Consider the following 25,704-nt stretch of genomic DNA (forward strand, 5'->3'; position numbering starts at 1 on the left):
CGTGGGTGACCGGGAGCACGTCGGTTATTGACCGGCGAGGTGTCCCGGCCGGACGACGCCCGCTTCGTAGGCGATGACCACGGCCTGGCTGCGGTTGCCCGCGCCGAGCTTCCCGAAGATGTTGCCCACGTGGGTCTTCACGGTTTCGAGGCTGATCACGAGCGCGGCGGCGATGTCCTGGTTGGACAGTCCGGTGGCGATCAGCCGCAGCACCTCGGCCTCGCGCCGGGTCAGCCTCTTCGCCGCCCGCGCGTGCGCCCCGCCGGGCGCCCGCGCGCTCACCAGCCGCCGGATCGCCTCCGGGAACAGCAGTGACTCCCCGGCGGCGACGGTCCGCACGGCGTGCGCGATCTCCTCCTTGCGCGCCCGCTTCAGCAGGAACCCGCTGGCCCCGGCCAGCAGCGCCTCGTGCACGTAGTCGTCGTTGTCGAACGTCGTGACGACGAGGACTTTCGGCGGGTCGGCCAGCGCGCCGAGGAGCTGCCGGGTCGCCTCGATGCCGTCGGTGCCGGGCATCCGGACGTCCATCAGCACGACGTCGGGCGCGGTCCGGCGCACGGCGGGCAGCACCTCGGCGCCGTCGGCCGCCTCGCCGACGACCGTCAGGCCCTGCTGCTCCAGCAGGGCCCGCAGGCCGGCGCGGACCAGGGGTTCGTCGTCGGCCAGCAGGACGGTCGGGCTCACGTGCCCGCCCGCAGCGGGATGGTCGCGCTCAGCCGCCACCGCTCGCCGTCCGGTCCGGCGGCCAGCTCGCCGCGCAGGGCCTCGACGCGCTCCGCGAGCCCCTCCAGTCCGTGCCGTCCCGAGCGTGCGCCTTCCCCGTCCAGCGGGTTGACGACCGCGATCTCCAAGCGGTCCGGCCCGGCCTCGACACGGACGTCCACCCGGCCCGGCCCGGCGTGCCGCAGCGCGTTGGTCAGGCCCTCCTGGACGATCCGGTAGCCCTCGCGCGACACCGTGGCGGGCAGCGCGCCGACCGGGCCGCGGACGGTCAGCCGGACGTCGAGCCCGGCGTCGCGGGCACGGACGGCCAGGACGTCCACCTCGGTCAACGTGCGCGTCGGCTCCTTCGCGGCCGGCTCCTCGCGCAGCAGGCCGAGGACGTGGTCGAGGTCTTCGAGCGCGCTGCGCGAGGCTTCTTCGATCGTGCCGAGAGCGCGCCGCACCTGGGCCGGGTCCGCCTCGACCAGGTCGGCGGCCGCCGCCGCGTGCAGCGTCGACGTCGTCAGCGTGTGCCCGATCGAGTCGTGCAGCTCGCGGGCCAGCCGGTTGCGCTGGGCGAGCACGGCGGCGCGGCGTTCGGCGAGCGCCGCGCGCTCGGCCGCGGACGGCCCCAGCAGCGCGGCCGCGCCGACGCCGAGGCCCAGGGTGGCGGCCGCGGTCAGCACCAGCGCCGCGACGACCGCCACCAGCCCGAACGGGAGCGTCCACGCCCCGAGCGGGACGTCCGACCAGAACAGCGAGATCCGGTCCTGGCCACCCGCCAGCCACACCGCGGGCACGAGCACCCCGAGCCCCAGGAAGGCCAGCACGGTGAACAGGATGCCGCTGGCCGCGGTGTGCAGCGCGAGCCACAGGCCCGAGCGCAGCCGCGCCCCGGCACCCGGGTGCCGCTCGGGCGCCGGGACGCCGGTGCCGAGCAGGGTGTTCGCCAGGCCGACGCCGAGGCGCCGCACCGGCCCCAGCAGGCCCAGCAGCCCCATCAGCGCGGCGAGGGCAAGCAGGGCGATGAGCGCCCGGAGCCGGGAATCGACGTCGAAGGACACCGCCACGGCGAGGGCGAAGGGGGCCACCGGCACCGCCATGGCGGCGCCCGCGGCGGCGTGGAGCAGGCTGCGGTAGCTGCCGATCCGCGTCAGGGACAGGAGGAATCCGGACATGCGGCGAGCGTAAGGCGGCCGGTAGCGGGGTGACCTCCCTCTCGGGAGCCAGATTCTGGTCACAACCGGTTAGCGACCGTTAGCGCGAGCCTCCTACACTCGGGATGTGGCAGACCGACCCCTGATCGCCCCCAGCATCCTCTCCGCGGACTTCGCCCGGCTCGGCGAGGAGATCGCCGCCGTGGCCGGCCCCGGCGACCACCGCGCCGACTGGGTGCACGTCGACGTCATGGACGCGCACTTCGTGCCCAACCTGACCCTGGGCCTGCCCGTGGTCAAGGCGCTGCTCAAGAGCACGGACGTGCCGATCGACTGCCACCTGATGATCGACGACCCGGACCGCTGGGCGATCGGGTACGCCGAGGCCGGCGCCTACAACGTGACGGTGCACGCCGAGGCCGCGAAGGACCCGGTCGCGCTGGCGAAGAACCTGCGCGCCGCGGGCGCGAAGGCCGGCCTGTCGATCAAGCCGGGCACCGCGCTCGAGCCGTGGCTCGACGCGCTCAAGCACTACGACACGCTGCTGGTGATGTCGGTCGAGCCGGGCTTCGGCGGGCAGTCGTTCATCGCGGACGTCCTGGAGAAGGTCCGCACCGCGCGGCGGCTGGTCGACACCGGGCACCTGAAGCTGGTCGTCGAGATCGACGGCGGGATCAACGCCGAGACCATCGAACAGGCCGCCGAAGCGGGCGTCGACTGCTTCGTCGCCGGGTCCGCCGTCTACGGCGCCGGCGACCCCGGGAAGGCCGTCGCCGCCCTGCGCGAACAGGCCGCGCGCTTCCGAGCGGGCTGAATCCCCGCCCGAGGCGCGGGCGGAGAAGCCCTGCGAGCGCCTCGGGTGTTGGATGGAGAGGGACCCGGCTACGAGGAGGCAGCGGACGTGTTCACCGGCATAGTCGAGGAGATCGGCGAGGTCGTCGCGGTCGAGCAGATGACGAACGCGGCGCGCCTGCGGGTGCGCGGGCCGCTGGTGACGAGCGACGCCGGACACGGCGACTCGATCGCGGTCAGCGGCGTCTGCCTGACGGTCGTCGACGTCGCCGGCGGCGAGTTCACCGTCGACGTCGTCGACGAGACGCTCCAGCGCTCCAGCCTGGCGAAGGTCGCGGTCGGCGACCGCGTCAACCTGGAGCGCGCCACCCCGGCCGGCGGCCGGCTCGGCGGGCACATCATGCAGGGCCACGTCGACGGGACGGGTGTGTTCCTCTCGCGCGACGAGAACGGCGTCACGACGTTCGCGCTGCCGGAGCACCTGGCGCGCTACGTGGTCGAGAAGGGCTCGATCGCGGTGGACGGCATTTCGCTGACCGTCGCCGCGATCACCGGCGACCGGTTCGCGGTGGCGCTGATCCCGACCACCCTGGAGGTGACCACGCTCGGCGGCCGCGAGGCCGGCGACCTGGTCAACCTGGAGGTCGACGTGGTCGCGAAGTACGTCGAAAAGCTGGCCGAGGCACACATCCGCGACCAGGTGCAGAATCGGGACGGCGGCGGCACAGAGGAGCGGAGCGGTCATGAGTGAGCCTGAGTCGAGTGCGGCAGAGCCCGAAGCGGGCTGGACCCCGTGCGGCACCGGGGCGGTGTTCGACGCCGACGCCATCGAGCGGGCGATCGCGGACATCGGAGCGGGCCGTGCGGTCGTCGTGGTCGACGACGAAGACCGCGAGAACGAGGGCGACCTCATCTTCGCGGCGGAAAAGGCGACCCCGGAGCTGCTGGCCTTCATGGTCCGCTACACCTCCGGCTACGTCTGCGTCGCGCTGACAGAGGCCGAGGCGGACCGGCTGGACCTGCCGCCGATGTACCACACGAACCAGGACGCGCGTGGCACCGCGTACAGCGTCACGGTCGACGCCGCCGACGGCATCAGCACCGGCATCTCCGCCGCCGATCGCGCGCACACCATCCGGCTGCTCGCCGACCCGGCGTCGTCCGCGAAGGACTTCCGCCGTCCCGGTCACGTCGTCCCGCTGCGCGCGAAGGAGGGCGGCGTGCTCCGCCGTCCCGGGCACACCGAGGCGTCGGTCGACCTGGCCCGGATGGCCGGGCTGAACGCGGCCGGCGTGCTCTGCGAGATCGTGTCGCAGAAGGACGAGGGCGACATGGCCCGCCGCGACGAGCTGGAGGTCTTCGCGGCCGACCACGGCCTGGCGATCATCACCATCGCCGACCTGATCGCCTACCGCCGTCGCACCGAGAAGCAGGTCGAGCGGGTCGCCGAGGCGCGCATCCCGCTGTCCGCGGGCACGTTCCGCGCGGTCGGCTACGACTCGCTGCTCGACGGCATCGAGCACGTCGCGTTCGTCTACGGCGAGATCGGCGACGGCCAGGACATCCTCGTGCGCGTCCACTCCGAGTGCCTCACCGGCGACGTCTTCGGCTCGCTGCGCTGCGACTGCGGCCCGCAGCTGGACGCAGCGCTCGCCGCGGTCGCCGCCGAAGGGCGCGGCGTGGTGCTCTACATCCGCGGCCACGAGGGCCGCGGCATCGGCCTGCTGCACAAGCTGCAGGCCTACCAGCTGCAGGACGACGGCGCCGACACCGTCGACGCCAACCTCGCGCTGGGTGTGCCCGCCGACGCCCGCGACTACGGCACCGGCGCGCAGATCCTCTGCGACCTCGGCGTCCGCACCATGCGGCTGCTGTCGAACAACCCGGCCAAGCGGATCGGCCTCGAGGGCTACGGCCTGCGCGTCACCGGGCGGGTGCCGCTGCCGATCTCGCCGAACCCGGAGAACCTGCGCTACCTGCGGACCAAGCGCGACCGGATGGGGCACGACCTGGCCCAGCTGGAGCACTACGACCAGGTCGGCGCCGGCACCGAGCACCCCGAGGGAGGCACGCTGTGAGCGGTGAAGGCCGACCGGAGGTCAAGCTGGACCTCTCCGACTGCAAGTCGCTGAAGCTGGGCATCGTCACCACCAAGTGGAACGCGCCCATCGCCGACCTGCTGCTGGAGCGAGCCCTGGCCGCGGCCCGCGAGGCCGAACTCGAAGAAGAGCCGACGGTCGTGCGCGTCGCGGGCGCGATCGAGCTGCCCGTGGTGGCGCAGGCCCTGGCCCGCAACCACGACGCCGTCGTCGCGCTCGGCGTCGTCATCCGCGGTGGCACCCCGCACTTCGAGTACGTGTGCGACGCGGTGACGGCGGGCCTGACCCGGGTGGCCCTCGACGAGAGCACCCCGGTCGGCAACGGCGTCCTCACTTGTGACACCGAGGAGCAGGCCCTGGACCGCTCGGGCCGCCCCGGTTCGAAGGAGGACAAGGGCTACGAGGCCGCGGTCGCGGCGCTCGACACGGCGCACGCGCTGCGGAGCCTGCGCCAGCCGTGGACCGAGCGGGGTTTCGTGTGAGCGTGGCTACTTCATCTTCGTCGGCGACCCTGGTCATCCGCCCGCGCCGCGCGCTGATCATGTGCAGCGTGCTCGCGGTGGCGCTGCTGGCGGTGTTCATCGTGGTGGCGATCCTGCTGCGCAACGGCAACACCGGAGTGCACTTCCAGCGTTCGGACCAGGCCGCGATGGTGGGCATCGGCATCCTGCTCGCGGCGGGCGTGATGCTGTTCGCGATCGCCCGGGTCCGGGCCGACGCCGAGGGCATCGAAGTCCGCAACGTGCTGATGACGCGACGTTTCGCGTGGAGCGAAGTGCTGTCGGTGAGCTTCCCGGACGGCGCGTCGTGGGCGCGGCTGGAGCTGCCGGAGGACGAGTACCACGCGGTGATGGCGGTGCAGTCGGTGGACCGCGCCCGAGCCGTGGAAGCGGTGCGCGCACTGCGAAAGCTGCACCGCACCGCCACCGGCGGCTAACGACCGGAGAGTTGGCTGGCCAGTTCTTGGGCGCGCTGTTCGGTGAACTTGCCGGTGATCTGGGTGTTGCCGTCGAGGACCGCGACTTGGATGTTCGGCGCCCAGATGACCTGGCTGTTCACGACGATCGCGACCTGCTGGTTGACGTTCTTGCTCGTGAAATCGGCCCAGATCTTCGTACCCTCGGACTTGAACTCGAGATACACGATCCACTGTCCGCGCTGCGTGTCGTAGCCGGACGTCGCGTCGGCCACCTCGCTTCCGGGAAGGAACTCCGGTTCGAGCAGGTAGGCCGTGTCATCGGTCTGCCCGCACGTGACCAGCGGCAAGGTCCGGTCGTCGTGTCCGGCCAGCGGATCCGCCCTGCCCGGCGTGCAGTCGATCGCCCGCACGGCTGCCGTCTGTTCGGCCACGCCGGTGCTCTGCCGGGCAGCCTGCGAAGGAGGCGGGCCGGTTCCGGCGCCGCCGACCCGCGAAGCGTTGGCCACGACTTCGCGGAACTCCAGCGATGCCGGGCCGCGGGCGCCCGCGGCTGAGGACGACTTCACCGGCGCGGGCACCGCCTGTCCGCCGACGACGGCGTCACACCCCGCCGACAACGTCACCAGGGCGACCGCCGAGAGCACCACCGCGAAGCGCATGAGTCCCGAGTCGGCGGGACGGACTCCGCTGTTACGCGATTCTCAGAGGGTCAGGTCCACCACGATGGGTGCGTGGTCCGACGGGAGCTTGCCCTTGCGGGCGTCGCGGTCCACATAGGAGTCCGTGACCGCTCCCGTGAACGCTTCGTTCCCGTACACCAGGTCGATCCGCATGCCCTTGTTGTTCGGGAAGTTGCCCCCGCGGTAGTCCCAGTACGTGAACGGGTGGTCGTACTTCAGCGGCCTCGGGAAGACGTCCGTCAGGCCCAGCTTCCGCAGCCGCGCCAGGGCCTCGCGCTCCGGGGGTGTCACGTGTGTCGACTCCGCGAAGAGCGTGATGTCCCAGACGTCGGCGTCCGTCGGGGCGACGTTGAAGTCGCCCAGCACTGCGAACGGTCCGCCGGACGACAGTTCCGACGCCGCCAGCGACCGCAGGGACTCCAGCCACTCCAGCTTGTACGCGTAGTGCGGGTTGTCCGGCTCGCGCCCGTTGGGCACGTACACCGACCACACCCGCACACCGCCGCAGGTCGCGCCGATCGCGCGCGCCTCGGCGGCGCCGTCGTACTCCGGCTCGTCCGGCAGCCCGCGCACCACGTCGGACAACCCGACCCGCGAGACGATCCCGACGCCGTTCCACTGGCCCAGCCCGTACGCGGCCACCTCGTACCCGAGCGCCTCGACCTCGGCGGCCGGGAACTTCTCCGTCGTGTTCTTCAGCTCCTGCAGGCACAGCACGTCCGGCGCGGTCTTCTCCAGGAAGTCCAGGACGCGCGGCAGCCGCGGGAGGATGGAGTTCACGTTCCAGGTGGCGATCCGCATGCCGCGAGCATCCCATACGGCACCGACAAGAAAGGGGCGGCACGAGCGGCCGCCCCTTTCGCGGAGGAACCTCAGACGCCGGCCGTCGTCCGGATCCAGGACCGGCTCGACGCCACGCTCGCGTAGTTGTTCGTGCCGCGCGTGTTGGTCCCGCTCTGGTTCTGCACCGTCGAGGCGACGCCGACCTGGACGCCGTTCGAGACCTCGGGGCCGCCCGAGTCGCCCTTCCAGGCCGAGCCGTTGATGCCGACGCTCTGGATCGCGCGGCCGCCGTAGGCGTCCGACGACCGGCCGGTCACCTGGACGTTCGCCACCTTCAGCGCCGACGCCGGCGGGCCGGTCGGCGTGGTGCGGCCCCAGCCGTAGAGCTGGTTGGTGCTGCCGGTCGACGGGTCGGCGCTGCCCAGCGAGATCGGGCCGGCGCTGGTCGCCGAGGCCAGGTGCAGCAGCGCGATGTCGCCGTTCGGGGACTCGTACTTGCGGTCGACGGCGATCTGCGTGCCGGCGAAGAGCGTGTTGGTGCCGACCTTGACGTGCATGCCCGAGCCGTCCTCGTCGAGGCAGTGCACCGCGGTCATCACCCAGCGCGAGGCGATGACCGTGCCGGAGCAGTTGAAGCCCTGGAAGTCGCGGCCGGGCGTGTTGACGTACACCTGGGCGCCCCAGGAGACCGTCGGGGCGGTGCCGCCGCCGACGATGTTCGGCTGGACGCCGGCCGAAGCGGCGGCGCCGCCCGCGAGGGTCAGCGCGACGGCCGCCGCTGAGGCGGCACCAAGGACACGGAGAAAGCTCACGGCGGTGATCCTTTCGGATGGGACCCGATCCTGCTGGGTCGGAAAGTAACCACCGCGTCACGCAGGGGGACACCGACGAAGGTCGGAAGCGGACGAACACCCTACTTCCGGCGGGCGAGCCGCTCGTGAGTGGTTAGGGCGGTTCTAACCGCCCTAACCACTCACGACCGGCCGCGGCAGACCGGGGGGCCACCGAGAACTGTCGGTGGCGACCCATACTCTTGGGGGCGTGGCTGACCCGACCACCTACCGTCCCTCGCCGGGGAGCATCCCGGATGCCCCCGGCGTGTACAAGTTCCGCGACGCGACCAGGCGGGTCATCTACGTCGGCAAGGCGAAAAGCCTGCGCAGCAGACTGAACTCCTACTTCGCCGACCTCTCGGGCCTGCACCCGCGCACCCGGCAGATGGTGACCACGGCCGCGAGCGTCGAGTGGACCGTCGTCACCACCGAGGTCGAAGCGCTCCAACTCGAGTACAACTGGATCAAGGAGTTCGACCCGCGGTTCAACGTCCGCTACCGCGACGACAAGAGCTACCCGGTCCTGGCGGTCACGCTCAACGAGGAGTTCCCGCGCCTGTTCGTCTACCGCGGCGCGCGCAAGAAGGGCGTCCGGTACTTCGGGCCGTACTCGCACGCGTGGGCCATCCGCGAGACCCTCGACCTGCTGCTGCGGGTGTTCCCGGCGCGCACCTGCTCGGCCGGGGTGTTCCGGCGCCACGGCCAGATCGGCCGCCCCTGCCTGCTCGGCTACATCGAGAAGTGCTCGGCGCCGTGCGTCGGGCGGGTCTCGGCCGATGAGCACCGCGACATCGTCGAGGACTTCTGCGACTTCCTCGCGGGCAAGACCGACGGCATGATCAAGCGCCTCGAAGCGGAGATGGCGGCCGCGTCCGGGGAGCTCGAGTTCGAGCGCGCGGCCCGGCTGCGCGACGACCTCGGCGCGCTGCGCCGCGCCATGGAGAAGCAGGCCGTGGTGTTCGGCGACGGCACGGACGCCGACGTCGTGGCGTTCGCCCACGACGACCTCGAGGCCGCCGTCCAGGTCTTCCACGTGCGCGGCGGCCGGGTCCGCGGCCAGCGCGGCTGGGTCATCGACAAGGCCGAGGAGATGGACGTCCCGGCGCTGGTCGACCACTTCATCACGCAGTTCTACGGCGAGCAGGCCGAGCTCGAGGCCGGCGACAACGTCGACGCCGGGCCGGCCGTCCCGCGCGAGGTCCTGGTCCCGGAGCTGCCCGCGGACGCCGACGCGCTGGCGGAGTGGCTCACCGGGCTGCGCGGCTCGCGGGTGCAGGTGCGGGTGCCGCAGCGCGGCGACAAGAAGGCCCTCGCCGAGACGGTGCAGCGCAACGCGGGGGAGGCGTTCACCCAGCACAAGCTGCGGCGCGCGGGCGACCTCACGGCGCGCTCGGCGGCGCTCACCGAGCTGCAGGACTTCCTGGCCCTCGACACCGCGCCGCTGCGCATCGAGTGCATCGACATCAGCCACATCCAGGGCAGTGACGTCGTGGCGTCGCTCGTCGTCTTCGAAGACGGGCTGGCGCGCAAGTCCGAGTACCGGCGCTTCGCGTTGCGCGAGGCGGCCGAAGAGGGCGACGTCGCGTCGATCGCCGAGGTCGTCCGGCGGCGGTTCAACCGCTACCTCAAGGAAACGGCCGAAGGCGCCGACGTCCCGATCGACTCGTCGAAGCCGGGCCTCGACCCGGAGACCGGCCGGCCGCGCAAATTCGCCTACCCGCCGAACCTGCTGGTCGTCGACGGCGCGGGCCCGCAGGCCACGGCGGCCGCGGACGTCCTGGCCGAACTGGGCATCACCGACATTTCCGTGGTGGGGCTGGCGAAGCGGCTCGAAGAGGTGTGGCTGCCCGCCGACCCCGATCCGGTGATCCTGCCCCGGACGTCGGAGGGGCTGTTCCTGCTGCAGCGGCTCCGTGACGAGGCGCATCGCTTCGCCATCACCTACCACCGCGAGAAGCGCTCCAAGCGGCTGCAGGCGTCCGAATTGGACAGTGTGCCCGGGCTGGGGCAGGCTCGCCGCACCGCGCTGATCAAGCACTTCGGCTCGGTCAAGAAGCTCAAGCAGGCCCGGATCGAAGAGATCGAGGCGGTGCCCGGCTTCGGCAGGCGCACCGCGGAGGCCGTGGTCGCCGCGCTGGCCGGGGAGTCCGGCGTGGGCCAGGGCACGAAGACAGGGGAGTAGGAAAGACAGTGAGTGCGCAAGAAGATGTCCGCGGCTCCGGCATGGAGGTCGCGGTCGTGTCCGGGCTGTCGGGGGCGGGCCGCAGCACCGCGGCCAAGTGCCTGGAGGACCTGGGCTGGTTCGTCGTGGACAACCTGCCCCCGGAGCTGATCGCCACGATGGTCGAGCTGGGCGCCCAGGCGCGCGGCGCGATCACGAAGGTGGCCGTGGTGATGGACGTGCGCTCGCGCGCGTTCACCGACGACCTCGCCTCGGTGATCAAGGACCTGGACGCGCGGGGGTACAAGCCGCGCGTGCTGTTCCTGGAGGCGACCGACGCCGTGCTGGTGCGGCGCTTCGAGGCCGTCCGGCGCGGCCACCCGATGCAGGGTGACGGCCGGCTCGCCGACGGCATCACGGCCGAGCGCGTGCTGCTGGAACCGCTGCGCGAAGAGGCCGACCTGGTGCTCGACACGTCGTCGCTGTCGGTGCACGACCTGCGCGCCAAGATCGAGGACGCCTTCGGCTCCGAGGCGAGCACGCAGACCCGCGTCACCGTGCTGTCGTTCGGGTACAAGTACGGCCTGCCGATGGACGCGGACCTGGTGATGGACGTCCGGTTCCTGCCGAACCCGTTCTGGATCCCGGAGCTGCGCGAACACACGGGCCTCGACGGCGAGGTCCGCAACTACGTGCTCTCGCAGGAAGGCGCCGAGGAGTTCCTCGACCGCTACCACCAGCTGCTGCGGCTCATCGGCGCCGGCTACAAGCGCGAGGGCAAGCGGTACCTGACCCTCGCCGTCGGCTGCACCGGCGGCAAGCACCGCAGTGTGGCGCTGTCGGTCGAGCTCGCCCAGCGTCTGTCCAAAGAGGACGGAATGGCCGTGAAGGTGGTGCACCGCGACCTTGGTCGTGAATAACGTGCGGGCGGTCGCCCTCGGGGGCGGCCACGGACTGCACGCCACGTTGTCCGCGGTGCGGCGGGTGACCCCCGACGTCACCGCGATCGTCACCGTGGCCGACGACGGCGGCTCGTCCGGCCGGCTGCGGCGCGAGCTCGGGCTGCTGCCGCCGGGCGACCTCCGGCAGGCGTTCGCCGCCTTCGCCGCGGAAGACGGCGGCACGCTCTGGGCCGAGGTGTTCCAGCACCGCTTCGGCGGCGACGGCGCGCTGGCCGGGCACGCGGTGGGGAATCTCCTGCTGGCCGGGCTGTTCGAGGTGCTCGGCGACCCGGTGGCGGCGCTCGACGAGGCGTGCCGCCTGATCGGCGTCTCCGGCCGGGTGCTGCCGATGTCGCCGGAGCCGCTGGAGATCGTGGGCGAGGTCAGCGGTCTCGACAGCGAGGACCCGGCGGCGCTGCGCACGATCCGCGGTCAGGTCGCGGTGGCCTCGACGCCGGGGCAGGTGCAGCGCGTGAGCCTGCACACGCCGGGCCGGTCCGGGCGGCCGCCGCAGGCGTGCGCCGAAGCGGTGGACGCGGTGCTGGCGGCCGACGTCGTGTTCCTCGGTCCCGGCTCCTGGTTCACGAGCGTGCTACCGCATTTGCTCGTGCCGGGCCTGCACGACGCGCTCGTCAAGACCACCGCGACGAAGGTGCTCGTGCTCAACCTTGTCCCCCAGCCGGGGGAAACCGCGGGGTTCTCCCCGGAGCGGCACCTGGACGTCCTGTCCGAGCACGCGCCCGATCTGCGGGTGGACGCGGTGATCGCGGACCGCGATTCGGTCCCCGACCCGGCGAATCTCCGGCGCGCGGCCGAGCGGCTCGGCGGCCGGGCGCACCTGGGGGCGGTGGCCGACCCGGAAGTGGCGGGACGGCATGATCCTGATGCGCTCGCGAGGTGTATGCGGGAGGCTCTCGGTCTCGGCAGGGGCGGGGAGCACGGGGGAGGAGCACAAGGCAGGGAGGGGCAGTAATGGCGATGACCGCCGCGGTGAAGGACGAACTGAGCCGGCTGGAGATCACGAAGATCGGGCCGCGCCGGGCGGAGGTCGCGTCGCTGCTTCGCTTCGCCGGCGGGCTGCACATCGTGGCCGGCCGGGTGGTCGTCGAAGCGGAGCTGGACACGGGCTCGGTCGCGCGACGGCTGCGCAAGGAGATCCACGAGCTCTACGGCCACCATTCCGACGTCCACGTCATCACCGCCAGCGGCGGGCTGCGCAAGGGCACCCGGTACGTGGTGCGCGTGGTCAAGGACGGCGAGGGGCTGGCCCGGCAGACCGGGCTGATCGACCAGCGCGGCCGGCCGGTGCGCGGGCTGCCCGCGGCCGTGGTGTCCGGCGGCGTGGCGGACGCCGAAGCGGCGTGGCGCGGAGCGTTCCTCGCCCACGGTTCCCTGACGGAGCCGGGCCGTTCGTCGTCACTGGAAGTGACGTGCCCCGGCCCGGAGGCGGCACTGGCTTTGGTGGGTGCCGCGCGCCGGATGGGCATCCAGGCGAAGTCGCGCGAGGTCCGCGGCGCCGACCGCGTCGTGGTCCGCGACGGTGACGCGATCGGCGCGCTGCTGACGCGCCTCGGCGCGCACACGAGCGTGCTGCAGTGGGAGGAACGCCGGATGCGCCGCGAGGTGCGGGCGACGGCGAACCGGCTGGCCAACTTCGACGACGCGAACCTCCGCCGGTCGGCCCGCGCGGCCGTCGCGGCGGCGGCCCGGGTCGAGCGCGCCCTGGAGATCCTCGGCGACACGGCCCCGGACCACCTGCTGGCGGCGGGCAAGCTCCGGCTGTCCAACCGGCAGGCGTCCCTGGAGGAGCTGGGCCAGCTGTCGGACCCGCAGATGACGAAGGACGCGGTCGCCGGCCGGATCCGCCGCCTGCTGGCGATGGCGGACAAGCGGGCGAAGGACCTGAGCATCCCGGACACCGAGTCCGCGGTCACCCCGGAGATGCTCGAGGAAGAGGAAGACGCCTGACCCGGCCCCGCCGTGCTGGTCAGGCCGTTTTCCGTCCGCGCGGTTAACGGGATCGGTGCCGCGGCGCCGAACTCGTAACACCGCGGTAGCACGGGGGAGTGGTCGCCGAAACGCGCCGCGTCGAACCTCGGTCGGGAGGGAGTACGCCGAACGAGGGAAGGGGAACGCATGCGCACGAGCCGGAACAGCAATGACCGCGCGCAGCTGCAGGTGTCGCCGGAGGTCGGCACCTGGCTCGCCCGGCGCAGCAGCAGGGCCGACGACTGGACGGCGGACCAGCTGGTCGAGGCCAAACGCGGCACGACCGTCTCGGTGGTCATCCCCGCGCGCAACGAGGAAGCGACGGTCGGCGCGATCGTCACCGCCATCCGCGAGGAACTCCACGAACACCACCGGCTCGTCGACGAGATCCTGGTCGTCGACAGCCACTCGACCGACGCCACCGCCGAGGTGGCCGCGGCGGCCGGCGCGCGGGTCGTCGCGCAGGACGCCGTGTTCCCGGCCCTCGACGGGCTGCAAGGCAAGGGTGAGGCTCTGTGGAAGGGCGTCGCCGCGACGACCGGAGACCTCGTGGTCTTCGTCGACGGCGATCTCTACGACTTCACCACCGACTACGTCACGGGCCTGCTGGGCCCGCTGCTCACCGACCCGTCGGTGGCCTACGTCAAGGGCTTCTACCACCGCCCGCTCAACGGCGCGGCGGGCAGCGAGCCGGAAGGCGGCGGCCGGGTCACCGAGCTCGTCGCGCGGCCGCTGATCAACATGTTCTGGCCCGAGCTGTCCGGCTTCGTCCAGCCCCTCGCGGGCGAGTACGCGGGCCGGCGCGAGGTGCTGGAGAGCATCCCGTTCGTCGTCAACTACGGCGTCGAGATCGGCCACCTGATCGACCTGCTCGAACTGCGCGGGCTCGACTCGCTGGCCCAGGTCGACCTCGGGCACCGGGTGCACCGCCACCAGAGCACCCAGGCGCTGGGCCGCATGTCGGGCCAGATCATGCAGACGCTGTTCGACCGCCTGGAGCGCTACGGCAGGCTGGTAACGGCCATCCCGCCGGCCACGATGCTGGCCCAGTTCCAGCGAGGCGCATCCGCCGGCGGCGTCGAGCGCGAGCTGGTGCTGACGGACCTGACGTCCCCGCAGCGCCCGCCACTGGCGAGCCTGCCGGTGACGCTGCGCCCGGAGAACGAGCTGGACCTGCAGGACACCGCGTGACCATTGCGGCTCGCCCTGGTCAGCCGGCCAGGGTGAGCCGCCGGTTCGCGTAGTCCCGGGCCACCCGCGCGAGCGGCTCGGCGGCCGCTTTGCCGGTCCACAGCCCGGCGACGTAGACGGCGAACGCGGTGATCGATTCCGGCGCCGCCGAAGCCCAGCGAGTGTGCGCGGCCGCCCACGCCTCGGCGGCGGCCGGCTCGTGGCCCGCTTCGATCAGCCGGATGACCATGAACGCCGGATCGATCCACGGCGCACCGGACGCCGGCCATCCCCAGTCCACGACACGGAATTCGCCGTCTTCGCCGAGCAGGAACTGGTCTCCGTGAAGATCGGTGTGGAGGAGACGGTTTCCGGTCAGCAGTCCGGGAGCCGTTGCCTCCCAGGCCGCCAGCCGATCCACGTCGCACCGGCCGAGAAGATCCGGTCGTGTCTCGGCAATGTGCCGCCACCAGCAATTCCGCCACCGGTGGGCGAGTGACTGCAGGTGAGGCGCCTCGATCGCGCCGATCCGGTTCAGCGCGTCGGCGACCGCGGGTAGATCGGGTGATCCCGGTCCCAGCTTCGCCGGTCGCCCGCCGAGATGCGCGAACCCGGCGATCAGCCAGTCGTCGCTGTCCCGGATGTCTTCGTGGAACAGGACTTCGGGCGCGAGGCCGGAGACGAGAGCCGCCGTCTCGACTTCGTTGCGGAGCCACCGCATCGCGGGCGAAACTCCCCGGACTCCCTTGAGGAAAACCGGAGAACGGCCGTCGCACAGCACGGTCATGGCGAGACTGGAACTCAGGGTTTCGGCCGGGACGACTTCGCCGACTGGGCCGAGGTGGTGCTCCACCACGTCACGGACCGCTTGGGGCAACTCCCACCAGCCGTTCAGGTCGGTCACCTGCCGTTCGTGTCGGTGTTTTCGTTGCCGTCCTTACCGGACGCGCGGCAACCGTCGTCCCCGCTGGTGCAGCTGGCGGCCTCGATCGTCCACAGATCCGGATCCACCCGCAACCCGGCCGACACGATCGCGGACACCGAGCAGGCCAGTTCGGCGTGCCGGTTCGCCACACCGGAGTCGTGATCGCCGAGGCCGTCGTTCGGCACGTGATGGATGTAGCCGCCCGCGACCCGGCCGCAGAACTCGGCGTACTCCTGGGTGTGGAGGATGAACGTGTGCCACCCGATGTCGACGAGCGGGGACGGAGAGAGCCGGGAAGCGCGATCGGCGGCGCACGCGCTGAGGAAGGCGAGCGCCTGATCCATGATGCGCGCCGCGAACACCCGTGGCAGGCCTTCCTCGGCGGCGATCCGGTTTGTCAGCCGGTCGAAGAGCTCTTCCGGGACCAGTGTGCGGGCGGCGACGCTCTCGGTGGCGATGGTCATGACTTCTCCTTACAGTTTACGGCTAACTGGTAAAGACGTCAGTACCAGTACCGTGACACGTGGACGCCAACTGGTCAAGACGAGTTGCCCAGTGGAAGGATGGCCGCATGGTGGATCGCAGAAGTGGAGTTCCCGCTTTTCGGCAGGTCGCGGCCGATCTGCGCGAGAAGATCACCTCTGGCCGGCTGGCGCCGGGTGACCAACTCCCCAGTGAGCGTGACCTGGTCGAGAAGTACGGCGTCTCGCGACCGACGGTCCGGGACGCGGTGAACATGCTTCGATCCGAGGGCTTGGTGACTTCCGAGCACGGGCGGGGCGTGTTCGTGCGCCCGCCGACGAGCATTCGACGGCTGGCGAGGTCCCGGCTTTCGCGAGACGCGCGTGAGCGCGACCGGGGCGCTTTCCTTGCGGATGCCGCGGCCGGTGGCTTCACGCCGTCGACGTCGGTGAAGGTCTCTTTCGAGGAAGCTGACGACCGTGTGGCCGGCTATCTGGCGATCGAGGCCGGCGCGGAGATCACGGTGCGGGACCGGGTGATGCGCGCCGACGGGCTCGTGGTCCAGCTCGCGGTGTCGCGGCTGCCTCGTGAACTCACCCGCGACACCGCGATCGAACAGATCGACACCGGGTCCGGTGGCACTTATGCCCGGCTCGAAGAAGCCGGCCACCGGCCGGCGTCGTTCGCGGAGCACGTCGGTGCGCGGATGCCGACCCCGGATGAGGCGTCGCTTCTTCAACTCGCCGAAGGGGTTCCGGTCGTGACCGTGACTCGGGTGGCGTGTCGCGAGGACGGAACGCCTTTGGAGCTGAACGACATGGTCCTGGCGGCGGATCGCTACCAGCTGTCCTACGAATGGGCCGCTGACTGAAGGCGGGTTTCGACGGGCTGCCAACCGGGCGGCCCGAACACGAAACCCGCGCGCTCGCGCCACGTCCGGGCGCCGCGCAGGTCGCGCAGGATCGAGCCGTACTCGTGGAAGCCGACCTTCAGCAGGTTGTGCGTGGTGATGTTCTTCGTCAGCCCGTACGTCGGGCGCTTGCCCTCCGGGACGAAACTGCGGAACAGCCGGTCCCACACGATGAAGATGCCGCCGTAGTTGGCGTCGAGGTATTCGGTGTCGCTGCCGTGGTGGACGCGGTGGTGTGACGGCGTGTTGAAGACGTACTCGAACCAGCGTGGCAGCTTGCCGATCTTCTCGGTGTGCACGAAGAACTGGTAGACGAGGTCGATCGACAGGCCGGTCAGGATCATCCACGGCGGGATGCCGCACAACGCCAGCACCGACCAGAACGGCAGCTGGAAGTACGGCGTCCACTTCTGGCGCAGCGCCGTCGAGAAGTTGTAGTGCTCGCTCGAGTGGTGCACCTGGTGCCCGGCCCACAGCAGCCGGACGCGGTGGCTCGCCCGGTGGTAGGCGTAGAACACCAGCTCCTGGCCGAGCAGCATGAGCACCCACGTCCACCAGTCGCGCGGGTCGAACTTCACCGGTGCCAGCTCGAACAGCGCCGCGAAGACGACCAGCATCACCAGCCGGAACAGCGCGTTGACGCCGACCGAGACGGTGCCCATCAGCATGCTCGTGCGGGTGTCGGCGGGGCTGTAGCCGAGCACGTTGTCGTCGTGGCCGAGCACGTGCACGGCGACGATCTCGATCGTCACGAACAGCAGGAACACCGGGATCGCGAACAGCACGGGGTCGCGCAGGTGCGCCAGGAACTCGGCCACGTCGCCTCCTAGATCCGACTCTGAAATCTGACCTGACGGTAACTTACCCTCGGGTCACTTTACGCACGGTAGGGTCTCGGACGTGACGGAGTCAAGACCGGTCGGGACCAAGGGGATGCCCCGCGAGGAGCGCGAGGCGCAGCTCGTCGTCGCCGGCACCGAGGAGTTCGGCCGGGCCGGGTACGCGGGCGCGTCGATGGTCGAGATCGCGCGCCGGGTCGGCGTCACGAAACCGTTGCTGTACCAGTACTTCGGCTCGAAGGACGGCCTGTACCTCGCCTGCCTGCACCGCGCCGGCGACCGGCTGACCGAGGGCGTCGCGACGACCATGGCGGCCGGCGGCGAGCCCGACCGGATGCCGCTGAAGGTGCTCTCGGCGATCTTCGCGACGTTCGACCACGACCGCTACGCGTGGCGCCTCCTGCGCGACGCGACGGTGCCGGCCAGCGGCGACATCGCCACGGCGGCCGCCGACTACCGGCACCGCCTGGACGCGTTCGCGGTAGTGGGCGCGACGCAGCTCATGACGTCGCGCGGGCTGGCCGACCCGGTCGACATCGAGGCCGTCGCCCAGGTCTGGACCGGCGTGGTCGACTCGCTGATCAGCTGGTGGATCGACCGCCCGGACGAGGACGCGACCGCGATGACCGACCGCTGCGCGCGGATCATGGACCGCCTGTTCGGCTGGTGACGTCAGCCGCCGAGCCCGGGGAACGCGGCGCGTGCCGCCGCGAAGAGGGCCGTGTGATCACCTCCGTGAGTCACCAAGGCTGCCGACAGGACCTGACCCAGCGCCTCCAGCGGATCCTCCTTCACCGCGGCGAACAGCGCCGGGAACGCCATCGCCTGCTGCAACGCGTTGTCGTGCCGCCCATCCGGCGTGCGGACCAGCGTGTGCGGCACCGCCGGATCGCTCAGCAGGCGATCCCACGCGGCCGTCCAGTCGTCGAACGGCGGTGGCAGTGCGCGGCCCTCGTCGAGCGCGCGCAACCCCTCGGCGATCCAGGCGACTCGGTCCAACCCGGCCAGTTCGTAGGCGTGGTGGGCCAGCCAGTGGGTGAGCGCGCGTTGTGTCCCCGGCGCGGCGCCGGTCGCGTCCGCGATGAACCCGCGGTCCTGTTTGGCCAGTTCACGCAGCGTGTACGGCAGGTTCAGAATGCGTTCGGACGGCACTGAACCACCCCACTCCCGCCGCAGCCGCTCGTGCTCGGCCGCCGCGCGAGCCGCCGCCGCCAGTCGCTCGCGCTCTTCCCGGCGACGGGCCTGGGCCGCGGCGTGCTCCGCGGGAGCCGGCTGCTCCCGCGCGAACCCGTGCCAGTACCCGGCGATCGCGCTGCCTTGCCGGACAACGATGTCAGGCCCTGGTGGCGCGGGCCAGAACTGGAGCAGGTAGCGGTCCAGCGCGGGTTCGCCGTCGAGCCGGGTGTCGCGGTCGCGGCCCGCGTCCATCCTGGACCCGCTGTAGCGCACGCGGTAGTCGCCCGGTGACAGTTCGAGGTCCCAAGCGTTCTCGCCGCCCCAGGTGACGAGCCGGGTCACGCCGCCGGCGTGGAACGACGCCTCGACGACGTCTTCCCAACCGGCTCCGGGCGGTAGCGGCGGTCCGGTGTCGTGGACTTCGGCGGTGAACCCGACGTTTCCGGTGTGCAGGCCGGTGATCAGGAACAACGTGCCCGGGAAGGCGGCGCCGCACAACCCGTTGCGCTGCCCGGCGAAACACGCCGTCAGGTCGCCTTCGAACGGATCACCTCCTTCGCTGTGCACGTAGATCTGTCCATAGTGGACATGGGCTTCGCCGTCGACCACGGTGCGCATGGGCCCACCTTTGCAGAAGGGACCGACAGTTTTCGCCGTCACGACGTAGCGAAACGGGGGTCCCGCGCGACTCAAAGGGATAGGTGTCCCGTCGAGAGGTGTCGAATGTCCGACTTGCCCGAAACCATCCCCGCCGCGGATCGGCGGCTGGCCCGGCGGTTCACGGATGACCTGCTCGACGGCTGCCGGGTCCTCGCCACCGACTACGGCTATCGGCCGCTCCAGTTCGAACGAATGGTCCGCGAGCACGGCGGCGTCGAGGCCGCGCGCCGGCTGCTGCGCGGGGCCGGGACCGCCGGCGGGTTCGCCTTGCTCTGGGAGAAGAACCAGCTCGCCCGCAGCTCCGAGGCGACGATGCTCCGGCCGGAGTACGAAGCGCTGTTCACCGCCGACGAACGCCTGCTCGCCCGGCGCCGGCTGGAGGAACACGGCTTCGACGTGGACGCCCACCTCGTGCAGGTCACTGCCGAGCCGGTGTGAAGCGCGGCTGAGGTGACCGGCGCCGCTCCGGTCACCCCAGCCGCGGTCAGTGGGCGGCGGGGAACTTCAGCCGGACGATCACGTTGTCCAGGACGCTCGGCGTGCCGCCGTTCATGTCGTTGTTCGTGGACGTCAGCCACAGGCCGCCGTCGGGCGTCTTCGTCACCGAGCGCAGCCGGCCCCAGCGGCCGGAGAACAGCGTTGAGACCGTGCCGACGCCGGTGCCGGCCGCGTTGATCTGCGTGGCGAACAGCTGCTTGCCCGTGACGCCGGCGATGTAGATCCAGTCGTTGACGATCTCCACGCCGGACGGCCCGGCCTGCGACGTCGGCCAGGTCTTCTTCGGCGCGATGAAGCCGCTGCAGCTGCCCTGCGTGCCTTCGCAGCTGGGCCAGCCGAAGTTGCCGCCCTTCTGGATCAGGTTGAGCTCGTCCAGGCTGCTCTCGCCGAACTCCGCCGCCCACAGCTGGCCGCGCGAGTCCCAGGCCAGGCCCTGCGGGTTGCGGTGGCCGTAGCTCCAGACGTACCGCGCGGGGCCGCCGGTGGCGTAGAACGGGTTGTCGCTCGGCGCGGACCCGTCGGCGTTGAGCCGCAGGATCTTCCCGTTGAGCGAGCTCTTGTTCTGCGCGTTGTCACTGTTCTTCGCGTCGCCGACGGTGGCGTAGAGCTTGCCGTCCGGGCCGAACTTGATCCGGCCGCCGTTGTGGTAGCGGTTCTTCGCGATCCCGGTGAGCACCGGCGTCGACGTCGAGGACAGCGTGGTGCCGTCGTAGGTCATCTTCACGATCCGGTTGTCGCCGGAAGCCGTGTGGTAGACGTAGATCGCGTGGTCGCTCGCCCAGTTCGGCGAGATCGCCAGGCCGAGGACGCCGCCTTCGCCGGTGGTGGTCACCGCGCCCGGCACCGTGCCCAGCGTGGTCTTCTGGCCGGACGGCGTCACGAGCAGGATCTCGAACCGGTCCCGCTCGGTCACCAGCGCGTTGCCGTTGGGCAGGAAGTCCACCGCCCAGCCGAGGTCGACCTTCGTGATGTCCTTGTCGTACTCCGGGATGCCCCCGGCGCCGCCCGGCGCACTCGTCTTCACGGTCACCGCGTTGCTCGCGGCGGAGCTGTTCCCGTTGGGGTCCCGCGCCTTGACCGTGAACGTGTACGACGTGTTCGGGTTCAGGTTCGTCACCGTCGAGGTGAGCGACGTCGTGGACGCGACCTTCGTGGCGCCCTGGAAGACGTCGTAGGCCGAGATCGTGCCGCCGTTGTCCGTGGAAGCGTTCCAGGCCAGGGAAACGCTGTTCGCGGTGACGCCGGTGGAGCGCAGGCTGCCCGGCACGCTCGGCGGGGTCGTGTCGGTGCTCGGCGGCGTCGTGAAGGCGACGACGTTGCTCTGCTGCGACGGGTTGCCCGCGGCGTCGTACGCGCCCACCGAGATGTCGTAGGCGGTGTTCGGCGTCAGGTTGTCCACGGTCGCCGACGTCGTGGTCCCGCCGACGGTCTTGAGGACGTTGCCGCCGCGGTTGATCTCGTAGCGCACGATGCCGACGTTGTCGGTCGCGGCGGTCCAGGAGAACGTCGCGGCGGTCGGGAGGATGTTGCTGGCGGCCAGGTTCGACGGCGGTGACGGCGGTTCGCTGTCGCTCGGCGCGGTGAACGTGTCGGTGAGCTTGTCCGCGTTCGGCCCGCCGTTGGCGGTGGTCGCGGTGGTGCGCACCTTGTTGATCCCGGCGGTCAGCTGCACGGTCGCGGTGACAGTCTGCCACGTCGTCCACGCGCCGGTGGCGGGGAAGTCGACGGTGCCCTTGTCGCCGCCGTCGACGATCAGCTTCACCGGCCGGTTGTCGGCGGTTCCGTTGGCGTAGCGGAAGGTCAGCGTGTGCGTCCCGGCCTGTGCCGCGTTCACCGAGTACTCGACGTAGCTCCCGGCGACGTTGTCGAAGTTGACGAACCCGGTGCCGGAGTAGCCGGCGTGGTTCGACTCGACGACGCCTTGCGAGATCACGGCGCTCTCGGACTCGTAGTCCGTCGCCGCGGTGGTGGCCGCTGAAGCAAAGGGGGTGAACGCGCTGAAGCCGAGCGCCGCGACGGCGGTACCGGCCACAGCCACGCGCCACGGGGGGCGGGGTGCCACGGGGACCTCCAGAAATAGTTAGGAAAGTTTCCTATCTATGGAGGAGATCACACACTGTCCGGGCGGGTCGTGTCAATACCGGACACCCGCCCTCACCCACGGTGAAAACCGGCGTCCCGCTCAGCGGGGCGGAAGCGCCCGGACGGCCCAGCGCGAACCCCTTGTCAGCCTGCCACCCGGGTCTCCGGGTGGGCTTCTTCACCCGCCCAGTCGCGCGGCACGAGGAACTCCGCGAGCGCCGCTTCGGGGCTGCCCGGCTCCGGTGTCAGCTCGAACTCCCAGCGCGCCAACGGCGGCAGCGCCATCAGGATCGCCTCGACGTACCCGCCGGTCTGCAGCCCGAACCGGGTGCCGCGGTCGTGCACCAGGTTGAACTCCACGTAGCGGCCGCGGCGGTAGAGCTGCCACTGCCGCTCGCGGTCGCCGTGGTGGAGGTCCTTGCGGCGCCGCACGATCGGCAGGTACGCGGGCGCGATCGTGGCGATGCCGGCCGCGGCGAAGGCGGCCGCGCGGTGCCAGCCGTCCGGGCCCTCGGGGTGCAGGTGGTCGAAGAAGATGCCGCCGACCCCGCGCGTCTCGTCGCGGTGCGGCAGCGTGAAGTACTCGTCGCAGGCGCGCTTGGCCTGCGCGTGGAAGGCCGGGTCGAAGGTGTCGCAGTACGTCTTCAGCGCGCGGTGGAAGTGCGTCGCGTCGGCCGCGAAGCCGTAGCACGGCGTCAGGTCCGCGCCGCCGCCGAACCACCACGTGTCACCGGACTCGAAGTACCGGAAGTTGGCGTGAAAGGCCGGCACGTACGGGTTGCGCGGGTGGATCACCACCGACAGCCCGGTCGCGAAGAACGCGCTGCCCGGGTCCAGCCCGTGCTGGTGCGCGACCGCTTCGGGCAGGCGGTCGCCGTGCACCGCCGAGCAGTTGACGCCGGCCCGCTCGAAGACGTCACCGTTCTCCAGCAGCCGCGCCTGCCCGCCGCCACCGCCGGGCCGCTCCCACCCCGACCGGCCGAAGCGGGCCCCGCGGTCCAGCCGTTCGAGCTCGGCGACCAGTTCGCGCTGCCCGGCGTTCACCATCGCCGTCACGGCTTCGCGCCTGCTGTTCCCACCTGAAAGCATGAAACCCCACCCCCACGGCGAGATTAGCAGCGATCCGCAGGTGGGCGGCGGGTTCAGCCGGCGATGTCCGCGCGGGCGATCACCTTCGTGAGCTTCGCCCGGACGAGTGACTCCTCGGGGACGGCGTTGCGCTTGCCGTACGCCTCGCCCTGCTCGGCGCCCATGTACCGGCTGCCCAGCCGCGTCGCCCAGGCCAGCATGTCGTCGTCCTGGGTCAGCCGCGCTTCGGCGGTGAACTGCACGTAGGAGAACGGCGGGCGCTGGTCGTCGACGGCCAGCGAGATGCGCCCGTCGCGCGCGATGGCCTTGCCCTTGAGCGTCTCGGTGCCGGTGGTGAAGATCAGCTCGTCGCCGTCCGGGCCCTCGTTCAGCAGGAACCAGATCGGCGTCACGATCGGTGAGCCGTCCTTCCTGACCAGGCCGAGCATGCCCGTCCGGGTGCCTTCGGACGCGAACTGCCACCACTCGTCACGGCTCATCTCACGCATGAGAGCGACGTTAACCTGTCACCCGCGCGTGTGCAGAGGGTGGCCGACTAGCCTGGCCTGCTGTGCGAGACGACGACAGGGCCGCGATGGGACTGGCCGACGAGGGGCTGACCCGCCGGCTGAAGGCGCTCGCCTGCACCGCGCCGTTGCACGACCTGGACGCGCGGAAGGCGAAGCTCGACTGGGCCGACGCCACGGTCTACCAGATGGCCGAGATCGCGCTGCACACGATCGACCAGGTCACCATCGCGATGGACTTCGACACCGGTGCCGGCCACGACGAGGTCATCGACCGGCTGCTGCCGTTCATCGCGCAGCAGGCGCCGTCGCGGATGCCGGAGGAACACGTCCGCGTCGCGAAGTGGGTCCTGGACAACCTGATCAACGTGGGCACCACCGACCGCGGCTTCCGGCGCGTTTACGGCTCGATGGGCCCGGGTGGCTACCAGCGCCGCCAGTTCGACTTCAAGCTGCTGGTCGAGCTGGCCGCGCGGGACGGCGAGGTCTACCTGCGCGCCACCGACGAGGCGATCAACGTGCTCGTCGGCGCCCTCGACACCGACGTCGAGTCGGCGCAGATCGCGGCCGAGGTGAAGCTCGAGAACCTGATCGCGCGGGGCCGGCTGGCCGACGCGAAGCTGGCCGCCGAGCAGGCCCGCTACCGGACCGTCCAGTACGGCGAGGTGCTGCGCGCGAAGCTCGACGCGACCCGCCGCGACGTCCGGTCGGTCGACTGGGAACGCGAGGTCCCGGAGCTGCTCGACACCGCGCTCGGGCACATCGAAGCCCGCTTCCGCGCCGAGAACGCGATCCTCAAGAACATCACCACCGCCCGCGACGAGACCGAGGACCTCGACCGCAAGCGCCGCGCCGCCGAGCTCGTCGACATCGTCGGCGACTGCATCCGCCGGCACACGCGGCTGCAGTCGCGGCTGGCCGACGCGGGCGCGGTGTTCCGCGCCGAGCAGGACCGCCAGCAGTTCTCCGGCCCGCCCCAGCGTGCGACGCTCGACCTGTTCGGCCAGCTCCTGGTGCCGGCCCTCGGGCTGCCGCTGGCCGACGCCGTCACCCCGGCCGAGCACTTCTTCCACGCCGTCGCCGGCATCTCCGCGCCGGTCGTGCCGTCGCTGTCGGCCCTGGTCTCGCTGCTGCTGCGGCCCGCGCCCGAGCGCGACCAGCTCGTCGGCGAGATCCCGGAGCCGGAGCTGATGCCCGCCGACGTCACCGACAAGTTCGGCGACGACGTCTGGCGCCGCGCCGACGAGCTGCTCCACCTGCCCGAGGTGCCGCGGCGGCTGTCCGGCCTGCTCGACGAGGCCCGCCGCAGCCGCCAGCCCGGCCTCGCGGCCCTGGTCGCGCTGCGCGCCGTGCACGCATACAGTCCCGGGATCGGCGCCGCGCGGCGCCAGGGGGACCGCTCGGTGCTGCTCGCCGTCGACGACGGCACGCTGCTCGACGACCCGGACTTCGGCGGCGCCGACCTGCTCCTGTCCACCGCGGCGGTCGAGCGCGCCGACGAAGAAGAGAACGAGGAGGTCGCCTGATGGCGCTGTCCCACAGCAGCGTGGACGCCGAGGCCGCGGCCCGGCTGGTCGCGTTCGGCATGCGGCCCAAGCAGCTGCCCGCCCGCGACGTCGTCTACGGCGACCTCGTGCGCCGCTACGGCGAGGACAACGCGTTCAAGGCGCTCACCCACGCCGTCGCCTCCGGGCTCGGGCTGATGGTCCTCGAAGTCAACCAGCAGGCCGGCGCGGTGCTGGCGGCCACCGACGAGTCCGTGTTCGAGATCAAGATGGACTCCTACGCCCGCCAGGCCAAGATCCGCGAGCGCCGCGACACGGAGAAGGTGCTGCACGGCCTGATCCACCTCGCCGCCGCCGCGCTCGGCTACCCGCGCCCGGACGACCTCGCCAACGACACCTACATCGGCCGCGTCAGCGTCGAACAGGTCGACGCGATGGTCCGCGAAGCCGCCCGCATGCTCGACGAACGCGCCGCCCAGGCCGAGGCCAACAACGACCCGCTGGCCGACGCGCCCGAGCTGGAACAGGCCTGGCGCGCGTACACGAGGCGCCCGGCCGCGGCCGCCACCAAGGACGGCCGCCTCGCCGCCGACACCACCCGCGGCATGGTCTCGCGCGCCCTCCGATTCCTGGCCGACCAGGGCTTCCTGGTCCCGGTCAGCGACGAACAGGGCGGCACCTACCGCACCACACCGCGCTACCAGATCCAGGTCCGCGAACTCGCCGCCGACGCCGCCTTCGACGACCTGCTCGCGCTGGACGTCGTGGCCGTCGCGAACGACGGGGGCACGCTGCGCGCGACGTCCTCCGACACGCTCTAAGGGGA

26 protein-coding genes and 1 pseudogene are annotated in these 25,704 nt (G+C 71.4%); 15 read left to right on the plus strand and 12 right to left on the minus strand.

The annotated features are described in order from the left end of the window. Window positions 1–24: 24 nt before the first annotated feature. Entirely contained in the window at window positions 25–684 is a 660-nt protein-coding gene (locus OG439_RS03290; protein WP_326947836.1) for a response regulator transcription factor, read from the minus strand. Next, on the minus strand, window positions 681–1,880 hold the full coding sequence (locus OG439_RS03295) for a sensor histidine kinase (protein WP_326947837.1): 1,200 nt from the start codon (window positions 1,878–1,880) through the stop codon (window positions 681–683). The genes OG439_RS03290 and OG439_RS03295 overlap by 4 nt, the downstream gene beginning before the upstream one ends. Before the next feature lie 121 nt (window positions 1,881–2,001). Here OG439_RS03295 and rpe point away from each other — a divergent pair, with 121 nt between their 5' ends. The 5 genes from rpe to OG439_RS03320 all read left to right on the plus strand — a co-directional run bounded on the left by rpe (window position 2,002) and on the right by OG439_RS03320 (window position 5,687). Continuing rightward, complete coding sequence (gene rpe, locus OG439_RS03300) at window positions 2,002–2,673, plus strand: ribulose-phosphate 3-epimerase (protein ID WP_247064151.1); 672 nt, start codon at window positions 2,002–2,004, stop codon at window positions 2,671–2,673. Window positions 2,674–2,760: 87 nt separating this feature from the next. Beyond that, complete coding sequence (locus OG439_RS03305) at window positions 2,761–3,402, plus strand: riboflavin synthase (protein ID WP_326947838.1); 642 nt, start codon at window positions 2,761–2,763, stop codon at window positions 3,400–3,402. Next, window positions 3,395–4,729, plus strand: a complete 1,335-nt coding sequence (locus OG439_RS03310) for a bifunctional 3,4-dihydroxy-2-butanone-4-phosphate synthase/GTP cyclohydrolase II (RefSeq protein WP_326947839.1) — start codon at window positions 3,395–3,397, stop codon at window positions 4,727–4,729. Before OG439_RS03305 ends, OG439_RS03310 begins: the two co-directional genes overlap by 8 nt. After that, complete coding sequence (gene ribH / locus OG439_RS03315) at window positions 4,726–5,232, plus strand: 6,7-dimethyl-8-ribityllumazine synthase (RefSeq protein WP_247049162.1); 507 nt, start codon at window positions 4,726–4,728, stop codon at window positions 5,230–5,232. The genes OG439_RS03310 and ribH overlap by 4 nt, the downstream gene beginning before the upstream one ends. Before the next feature lie 59 nt (window positions 5,233–5,291). Then, window positions 5,292–5,687 carry a PH domain-containing protein gene (locus OG439_RS03320; RefSeq protein ID WP_326951481.1) on the plus strand — a complete coding sequence of 132 codons (396 nt, stop codon included), beginning with the start codon at window positions 5,292–5,294 and terminating at the stop codon, window positions 5,685–5,687. Here OG439_RS03320 and OG439_RS03325 read toward each other — a convergent pair. The 3 genes from OG439_RS03325 to OG439_RS03335 form a co-directional block, all read right to left on the minus strand. Further along, entirely contained in the window at window positions 5,684–6,328 is a 645-nt protein-coding gene (locus OG439_RS03325) for a SecDF P1 head subdomain-containing protein (protein ID WP_326947840.1), read from the minus strand. The two genes, OG439_RS03320 and OG439_RS03325, sit on opposite strands and share 4 nt — an antisense overlap. A 42-nt stretch (window positions 6,329–6,370) precedes the next feature. Further along, the gene (locus OG439_RS03330; RefSeq protein WP_326947841.1) at window positions 6,371–7,150 is read right to left on the minus strand and encodes an exodeoxyribonuclease III; all 780 of its coding nucleotides are present in this window, start codon (window positions 7,148–7,150) and stop codon (window positions 6,371–6,373) included. A gap of 71 nt (window positions 7,151–7,221) precedes the next feature. Continuing rightward, a complete protein-coding gene (locus OG439_RS03335) occupies window positions 7,222–7,944 on the minus strand; it encodes a S1 family peptidase (protein ID WP_326947842.1) in 723 nt (240 codons plus the stop codon). A 229-nt stretch (window positions 7,945–8,173) separates the two neighbouring features. Between OG439_RS03335 and uvrC the strand changes: the two genes are divergently transcribed. The 5 genes from uvrC to OG439_RS03360 all read left to right on the plus strand — a co-directional run bounded on the left by uvrC (window position 8,174) and on the right by OG439_RS03360 (window position 14,247). Further along, window positions 8,174–10,147 carry an excinuclease ABC subunit UvrC gene (gene uvrC / locus OG439_RS03340; protein ID WP_247049165.1) on the plus strand — a complete coding sequence of 658 codons (1,974 nt, stop codon included), beginning with the start codon at window positions 8,174–8,176 and terminating at the stop codon, window positions 10,145–10,147. Window positions 10,148–10,188: 41 nt separating this feature from the next. Beyond that, window positions 10,189–11,046, plus strand: a complete 858-nt coding sequence (gene rapZ / locus OG439_RS03345; RefSeq protein WP_247064155.1) for an RNase adapter RapZ — start codon at window positions 10,189–10,191, stop codon at window positions 11,044–11,046. A gap of 1 nt (window position 11,047) precedes the next feature. Continuing rightward, window positions 11,048–12,040 carry a gluconeogenesis factor YvcK family protein gene (locus OG439_RS03350; RefSeq protein ID WP_247049166.1) on the plus strand — a complete coding sequence of 331 codons (993 nt, stop codon included), beginning with the start codon at window positions 11,048–11,050 and terminating at the stop codon, window positions 12,038–12,040. Beyond that, on the plus strand, window positions 12,040–13,035 hold the full coding sequence (gene whiA / locus OG439_RS03355; protein WP_247049167.1) for a DNA-binding protein WhiA: 996 nt from the start codon (window positions 12,040–12,042) through the stop codon (window positions 13,033–13,035). Before OG439_RS03350 ends, whiA begins: the two co-directional genes overlap by 1 nt. A 168-nt stretch (window positions 13,036–13,203) precedes the next feature. Further along, window positions 13,204–14,247: a glucosyl-3-phosphoglycerate synthase gene (locus OG439_RS03360; protein WP_326947843.1), complete on the plus strand. Its 1,044-nt coding sequence runs from the start codon at window positions 13,204–13,206 to the stop codon at window positions 14,245–14,247. Between the two features lie 19 nt (window positions 14,248–14,266). On the opposite strand, the gene OG439_RS03365 is transcribed toward OG439_RS03360, so the two are convergent. Then, window positions 14,267–15,130: a hypothetical protein gene (locus OG439_RS03365; protein WP_326947844.1), complete on the minus strand. Its 864-nt coding sequence runs from the start codon at window positions 15,128–15,130 to the stop codon at window positions 14,267–14,269. Then, entirely contained in the window at window positions 15,127–15,615 is a 489-nt protein-coding gene (locus OG439_RS03370) for a glycine-rich domain-containing protein (RefSeq protein ID WP_326947845.1), read from the minus strand. The genes OG439_RS03365 and OG439_RS03370 overlap by 4 nt, the downstream gene beginning before the upstream one ends. A gap of 107 nt (window positions 15,616–15,722) precedes the next feature. Between OG439_RS03370 and OG439_RS03375 the strand changes: the two genes are divergently transcribed. After that, window positions 15,723–16,484, plus strand: coding sequence for a GntR family transcriptional regulator (locus OG439_RS03375; RefSeq protein WP_326947846.1), 762 nt, complete (start codon window positions 15,723–15,725; stop codon window positions 16,482–16,484). Here the strand turns inward: OG439_RS03375 and OG439_RS03380 are convergent. Further along, window positions 16,463–17,341: a sterol desaturase family protein gene (locus tag OG439_RS03380; RefSeq protein WP_326947847.1), complete on the minus strand. Its 879-nt coding sequence runs from the start codon at window positions 17,339–17,341 to the stop codon at window positions 16,463–16,465. The genes OG439_RS03375 and OG439_RS03380 overlap by 22 nt on opposite strands. Before the next feature lie 82 nt (window positions 17,342–17,423). Between OG439_RS03380 and OG439_RS03385 the strand changes: the two genes are divergently transcribed. Beyond that, entirely contained in the window at window positions 17,424–18,032 is a 609-nt protein-coding gene (locus tag OG439_RS03385) for a TetR/AcrR family transcriptional regulator (protein WP_326947848.1), read from the plus strand. Between the two features lie 2 nt (window positions 18,033–18,034). Here OG439_RS03385 and OG439_RS03390 read toward each other — a convergent pair whose 3' ends face one another. Then, window positions 18,035–19,156: a hypothetical protein gene (locus OG439_RS03390; protein WP_326947851.1), complete on the minus strand. Its 1,122-nt coding sequence runs from the start codon at window positions 19,154–19,156 to the stop codon at window positions 18,035–18,037. A 105-nt stretch (window positions 19,157–19,261) separates the two neighbouring features. Here OG439_RS03390 and OG439_RS03395 point away from each other — a divergent pair, with 105 nt between their 5' ends. Further along, on the plus strand, window positions 19,262–19,636 hold the full coding sequence (locus OG439_RS03395; RefSeq protein ID WP_326947852.1) for a hypothetical protein: 375 nt from the start codon (window positions 19,262–19,264) through the stop codon (window positions 19,634–19,636). 58 nt (window positions 19,637–19,694) lie between these two features. Here the strand turns inward: OG439_RS03395 and OG439_RS03400 are convergent. The 3 genes and pseudogenes from OG439_RS03400 to OG439_RS03410 form a co-directional block, all read right to left on the minus strand. After that, window positions 19,695–21,758 (minus strand): annotated as a pseudogene (locus OG439_RS03400) (PQQ-dependent sugar dehydrogenase); the annotation flags it as partial. A 164-nt stretch (window positions 21,759–21,922) separates the two neighbouring features. Next, the gene (gene hemF, locus OG439_RS03405; protein ID WP_326947854.1) at window positions 21,923–22,867 is read right to left on the minus strand and encodes an oxygen-dependent coproporphyrinogen oxidase; all 945 of its coding nucleotides are present in this window, start codon (window positions 22,865–22,867) and stop codon (window positions 21,923–21,925) included. A gap of 53 nt (window positions 22,868–22,920) precedes the next feature. After that, window positions 22,921–23,355, minus strand: a complete 435-nt coding sequence (locus OG439_RS03410) for a PPOX class F420-dependent oxidoreductase (protein WP_247049174.1) — start codon at window positions 23,353–23,355, stop codon at window positions 22,921–22,923. Window positions 23,356–23,441: 86 nt separating this feature from the next. On the opposite strand from OG439_RS03410, the gene OG439_RS03415 reads away from it, so the two are divergent. Together OG439_RS03415 and OG439_RS03420 are read left to right on the plus strand one after the other, a co-directional pair. Beyond that, window positions 23,442–24,899, plus strand: a complete 1,458-nt coding sequence (locus OG439_RS03415; RefSeq protein WP_326951482.1) for a hypothetical protein — start codon at window positions 23,442–23,444, stop codon at window positions 24,897–24,899. Then, window positions 24,899–25,699, plus strand: coding sequence for a hypothetical protein (locus OG439_RS03420; RefSeq protein WP_247049175.1), 801 nt, complete (start codon window positions 24,899–24,901; stop codon window positions 25,697–25,699). Before OG439_RS03415 ends, OG439_RS03420 begins: the two co-directional genes overlap by 1 nt. Window positions 25,700–25,704 lie beyond the last annotated feature (5 nt).

The sequence above is a fragment of the Amycolatopsis sp. NBC_01307 genome (assembly GCF_035975215.1).
Classification (GTDB): Bacteria; Actinomycetota; Actinomycetes; order Mycobacteriales; family Pseudonocardiaceae; genus Amycolatopsis.